A 4,889-nucleotide genomic window follows, 5' to 3' on the forward strand; every position below is an offset into this window, starting at 1 on the left:
CGGATGTTACCGCTCGTCTTCCGGAGTGCGCGACCTCGGCGATCTACAGCTCGGCGGGCGGGCTGCGGTCAGGGGGTGGCCAGGGCGTCGGCCCAGGGCGGGTTCGCGCCCGCCACCGAGCACGTCAGCGCCGACACCCGGGCCGCGAAGGACGCGGCGGCCACGGCGGTGTCCAGGTCGAGGCCGTCGAGCCGGCCGCCGAGCAGGCCGCGCGCGCCCAGGTCGTGCAGGAGCCCGGCGGTGAAGGAGTCGCCGGCGCCGACCGTGTCCACGACGACGACCTCCGGCGCCCGCACCTCCGCCCGTTCGCCGTCGAGGGACACCAGCGCGCCCGCCGCCCCACGGGTCACCACGACGAGCCGGGCCCCGGCGGCGTGCCAGGTGTCGCAGGCGCGTTCCACCGGCACGCCGGGCATCAGGAAGCGCAGGTCGTCCTCGCTGAGCTTGAGCAGGTCGGCCCACCGGCACCAGCGCTCGACCCGGTAGTCCTCGCGGGCGGCGAGAGTGGGCCGCACGTTGGGATCCACCGAGACGGTGGCCCGCGCGGCGGCCGCGCGCGCGAACTCCTCGACCGCCGCCCGGCCCGGCTCCCTCACCAGCGCCAGCGACCCGGTGTGCAGGCAGGCGGCCGGGCCGAGCCGGGCCGGGGTCAGCTCGTCCGGGCTCCACTGCCAGTCGGCGGTGCCGCCCGCGTAGAAGGTGTAGGCGGCCTGGCCGCCGTCGTCGAGCGCGGCGACCGAGAGCGTGCTCGGCTCCGCGGCCTCGACGGCCGCCGACAGGTCCACGCCCGAGGACGCCAGCCGTTCACGGAACAGCGCGCCGAACACGTCGCCGGAGATGCGTCCGAGGAAGCGGGCCGGCGTGCCGAGCCTGGCCAGCGCCACCGCCGTGTTGGCCGGGCCGCCGCCCGGCAGCACCCGCAACCCGAGCTCGCCGCCCTGCCCTGCGCCGCCCCCCGCGCCGCCTGCGCCGCCTGCCGCGCTGCCTGCCGTGCCGCCTGTGGCGCTGCCTGCCGCGGTGGTGAAGCCGTCGGCGACGCACTCGCCCAGAACAGCGATCATCGAGCCTGCCTTCCTGGCGCGCGCCGCCGATGCCGTACGCCCCGGGCTGCATCGACGTCTCCGGATGGGAGCTCATCATCGCAGCCCGGCCGCCTTCTCCGCCCCTGTCGGCTCCGGGGCCGCGTCCGGCGTGGTGCGGGCCCGTCAGGAGGTCTGGTCGCCGTCCTTCAGGTGGCCGGGCAGGCCGGTGTTCGGGACGTCGAGCTGCCGGGCGTACCGGTCGTTCAGCTCCGACCAGCCGAAGCCGACCGCCACCGCACCCCGGATCGGCGGGATCGGCCGCCCGTCGAGCAGTCTGTCGGCCACGTCGAGGCAGAGGTGCCACCCGGCCGCCACCTTCGGCAGCAGGTCGCGGTCCAGGACGGTGTGCCGCAGCGTCAGACGCGTGCCGCCGCCGGTCGCCGCCAGCTCCCACCGCAGCAGGTCGGTGCCGAACGTGTACTCCAGCAGCGTCCGCGGCTGGACGCGGACGACCTCGGCCACCAGGTCCTGAGGCTTATCGTCGTCGATCATCGTGAGGGTCGCGCCACCGGCCTCGGAAAGATCACGGTCGGCGGTGTACGGCGCCCACGCCGCGAGCTGTCCGGGCTCGGTCAGCGCCCGCCACACCTTCTCCGGCGGATGCCGCAGGTCGCGGACGAAGACGAGGGTCCAGCGACCTTCCGTCACCTCGCTGCCGACCTGGGCCGGCTGGCTCGGGCGGTACGCGTCTGGGGTCATGGCTGCTCCAGGTTGTCGAGATGGCGCTCAAGGGCGTCGAGATGCGTGCCCCACAGGGCCCGGTACGGCTGAAGCCAGTCGTCCAGCGCCTGGAAGGGGCCGGCGTGCAGGCGGTAGATGCGCCGCTGCGCCTCGGTGCGGCAGGTGACGAACCCGGCCTCCCTGAGCACCTTCAGCTGCTTGGACACCGTGGGCTGGCTGACATCGAGCGCCTCGACCAGCTCGTTCACACTGCTCTCGGCCATCCGGAGCCGATCGAGGATCCGACGCCGGGTCGGCTCGGAGAGCACGGAGAACGCGTCGACGGACATGCCTTCATATTCTCTTGCGGGTATATGCCTGTCAAGGTATACACGCCGCGCATCCCTTGTCGGCGGGCCCTTCGGCGAGCCGCGGAACTCGTCGCGGCTCGCGAGATCCCCTCGGCTCGCGAGGTCCCTTTGGGGCGCGAGGTCTCCTCGGCTGTGTCGCCTCGTCGGATATCTGGCCCGAGGACAGGTCGTTCGTCGGCGTCCGGTTCGATGAGGGGGGATCGTCCGGGGGCCTGCCTCGGTGGCTGCGGGGGCCGGGATTCCGGTCGGGCATGTGGTTTTTTCGTGTCCGTCCGAGGGCTCGCTAATGTTACCTCTTCGTGATGTGCGGCGCTGGCGAACGATTTGTCCCGAGAGGGTGTCTCTAGAGGAGATTGGTTGCCCGACTTTTCGTTTTTATCAGGAAAAGTGGGGCGGCGCTGTCCGATCATTCTTGTGGTTACGATTCCTTCGTCCAGTCGTTCTGCGGAGCGGAGGGGAAGAAGGGCGCCATCGATTCCCACGATTTGGCCGAACTCGAAAAGCGCCGAAACGACCCCGACTTCGCCGTGGCGTTCGCCGCCGTGATGCCGCCGCGCCAGCTCAAGAGCCTTCTGGCCGGTCTGCGCCGCGCGCATGCCATCCAGTCCACCAGCCTCGACAGACTGGCCAGGGCGCTGAGCACGCTTCTCGGCACCGCTTCGCGCGCACCCAGTGCGGCCAGGATCTCGACCCCTTACGTTCACCGTCTGCTCGAAAACCTCGATGACCCGGAAACCGGTTTCGCGCTCGGGCAGTTGTTGCGATACGGCTGTTTCGCCGACGTGTTCCTGCGCGACCTCGCCTTCAAGGTCTACGACTACGAACGCAGCCAGCCTCCCGCGTCCCCGTACTGGCGGAACCTCCGTCCGGACTCACGTCCGATGTGCGCCATTCCCCTGGACGAACGCGACCCCATGGCGGCCGTCATGGCCGCCCTGTCCAACCACCCCCGGGCCGCCCGCGAATTCCTGACGGACGAGCGGCGGGACCCGCTGGAGTATCTCCTCTACGAGCGCTTCTGGCCCGGAAGCACCGAGACGTACCTCGACCAGGCGATCGACATCGCGGGCCTCTGACAACCTCGGACCACAGCTCGCGGCGGCACGACTGCACCCACCGCTCCATGATCAAGTTCATCCGCGCCCTCACTGCCCCCGCAGCCCGGCGAACGTCCTGGCGAATCTGAACTCAGTCGACGATCGCGCCGCTGGTCAGGTTGGCGATCGTCCCGGTCATGGCCCCCGCTCGATCCGACGCCAGGAACGCGGCCGTCTCCGCGATCTCGGAGAGCGTCGGCAGCCTCTTGAGCAGCGTCCCCTGCGCCATCGCCCCGCCGTCGAGCATCTCCTCGACCGACTGTCCGGCCGCTGCCGCCGCCTGCTCGAAGAGCTCCTTGGTGTAGGAACCGGCGGCCGGCGCGTCGACGACAGCGTGAGGACGGATGCCGATCACCCGGACATTGCTCGGCGCCAGCTCCGCGGCCAGAACCCGGGAGAACGCCTCCTTGCCGGCCGCGCTCACGGCGTGTCCCAAGATGCCGCCAACGGCCAGCTTGGCGCCCGGCTCCGACAGCGTCAGGATCACACCGGGACGCTCGCCCCCCATGTGCCGGGCCACAGCCTTGCTCGGCGAGATCTCTGCTCCTTGCGGCCTCCGGTCGCCGCGCAGACCGTGCACCCGCGCGTCAGGTCGGGGGCCAGCTGCTCCACCGCCGAGCCGAGACAGGCCGAGCACCGGCCGTTCTCGGCGGCGTGCAGCTCGGCCGCCATCCGCCCGGCCAGCACCGCGCCGCAGTCGCAGCCGAAGCCGTCGCCCAGGATGCCGCTCTGCGGGGAGATCGTATGCTTCGTCATCAAGCCGACTTTACCGGCCCCGCCCGCCGCACCCGCGGCCCCGCAGGCGTGTCCCGTCAGGTGCGGATGTCGGCGAGGCCGCGCAGGCGGCGCAGGGCCTTGCGGGCCGCGGCCGTGACGCGCTCGTCCGGGTGGTGGTCGATGACGACCCGCAGGACCCGTCCCGTCCACGGGTGGTCGCTGAAGGCGAGGATCGCGATCGTGCCCGCCTGCTCCTCCGCATCCATCCCCATGGCGATCGAGTCGATCACCTCTCCCGCCTCGCCGCCGCCGAACTCCAGCAGCGCCGCAGCCATGTCCACCAGCACCCAGGCGATCTCGTCGGGGGTGGGCCGCCGTTCCTCGCGGCCCGTCCTGGCCGCGACGACCGCGCCCAGCCGGGGCTCCTCCAGCAGGCCGCGCAGCGCCCGGCGGCCCTCCTCGCCGAGGCCCGACTCCAGCAGCTCCACGCCGACCGCCCGGCTCAGCGGGCTCACCCCGGCCAGCGCCCCGGCGATCTCGGCGGCGGCCGGCTCGCGGTCGCGGCCGGCCAGCCAGCCCGCCAGCTCCTCGCTCCGCTCGGCCTCGGGGTAGGAGCGCAGGCCGTGCAGCAGGGTGGCGGCGTCGGCGCCGGCCAGCGTCCCCATGACGGGGATCTCCTGCCCGGCGGTCTCGGCGATGATCAGCCGCGCCACCCACAGCCCGAGCCAGCTCAGCGTGTACGGCTCCGCCTGCCGCACCAGCCCCAGGTCGGTCAGCGCCTGGGGCACCCGCCCGGCGACCGGCTCCCTGGACAGGAACATGCGGATGAGCTCCAGCAGCAGCCGCTCGTCGGCGGCCAGCCGTGCCCGGCACACCCGCGCCCACGCCTCCAGCACCCGCGCGTCAGCGGCGCGCTCGTCCCCCTGCTCTACTCCTTGCTCGGCCTGCGAGGCGTCGGGCAG

Annotated in this window: 7 protein-coding genes; 1 reads left to right on the plus strand and 6 read right to left on the minus strand. The window is 72.4% G+C overall.

All coding sequences use genetic code 11. The features are described 5' to 3' along the window. Window positions 1-68: 68 nt before the first annotated feature. The 3 genes from ACWCSD_RS47820 to ACWCSD_RS47830 form a co-directional block, all read right to left on the minus strand. Window positions 69-1,061 (minus strand): carbohydrate kinase family protein, encoded by a 993-nt coding sequence (locus ACWCSD_RS47820; RefSeq protein ID WP_449925677.1) that lies wholly within the window; start codon window positions 1,059-1,061, stop codon window positions 69-71. Window positions 1,062-1,205: 144 nt separating this feature from the next. Continuing rightward, window positions 1,206-1,781 carry an SRPBCC family protein gene (locus ACWCSD_RS47825; RefSeq protein WP_449925679.1) on the minus strand — a complete coding sequence of 192 codons (576 nt, stop codon included), beginning with the start codon at window positions 1,779-1,781 and terminating at the stop codon, window positions 1,206-1,208. Further along, entirely contained in the window at window positions 1,778-2,092 is a 315-nt protein-coding gene (locus tag ACWCSD_RS47830; protein WP_449925681.1) for an ArsR/SmtB family transcription factor, read from the minus strand. Before ACWCSD_RS47830 ends, ACWCSD_RS47825 begins: the two co-directional genes overlap by 4 nt. 374 nt (window positions 2,093-2,466) lie before the next feature. Between ACWCSD_RS47830 and ACWCSD_RS47835 the strand changes: the two genes are divergently transcribed. Next, window positions 2,467-3,189 (plus strand): hypothetical protein, encoded by a 723-nt coding sequence (locus ACWCSD_RS47835; protein ID WP_449925683.1) that lies wholly within the window; start codon window positions 2,467-2,469, stop codon window positions 3,187-3,189. A gap of 112 nt (window positions 3,190-3,301) precedes the next feature. Here the strand turns inward: ACWCSD_RS47835 and ACWCSD_RS47840 are convergent, their stop codons facing one another. The 3 genes from ACWCSD_RS47840 to ACWCSD_RS47850 all read right to left on the minus strand — a co-directional run. Next, entirely contained in the window at window positions 3,302-3,697 is a 396-nt protein-coding gene (locus tag ACWCSD_RS47840) for an SDR family oxidoreductase (RefSeq protein WP_449925684.1), read from the minus strand. Then, a complete protein-coding gene (locus ACWCSD_RS47845) occupies window positions 3,694-3,966 on the minus strand; it encodes a hypothetical protein (RefSeq protein WP_449925686.1) in 273 nt (90 codons plus the stop codon). Before ACWCSD_RS47845 ends, ACWCSD_RS47840 begins: the two co-directional genes overlap by 4 nt. A 56-nt stretch (window positions 3,967-4,022) precedes the next feature. Further along, window positions 4,023-4,889, minus strand: an 867-nt coding sequence (locus ACWCSD_RS47850) for a hypothetical protein (protein WP_449925688.1), incomplete at its 5' end; no start/stop codon positions are given.

Source organism: Nonomuraea sp. NPDC001684 (assembly GCF_053596515.1).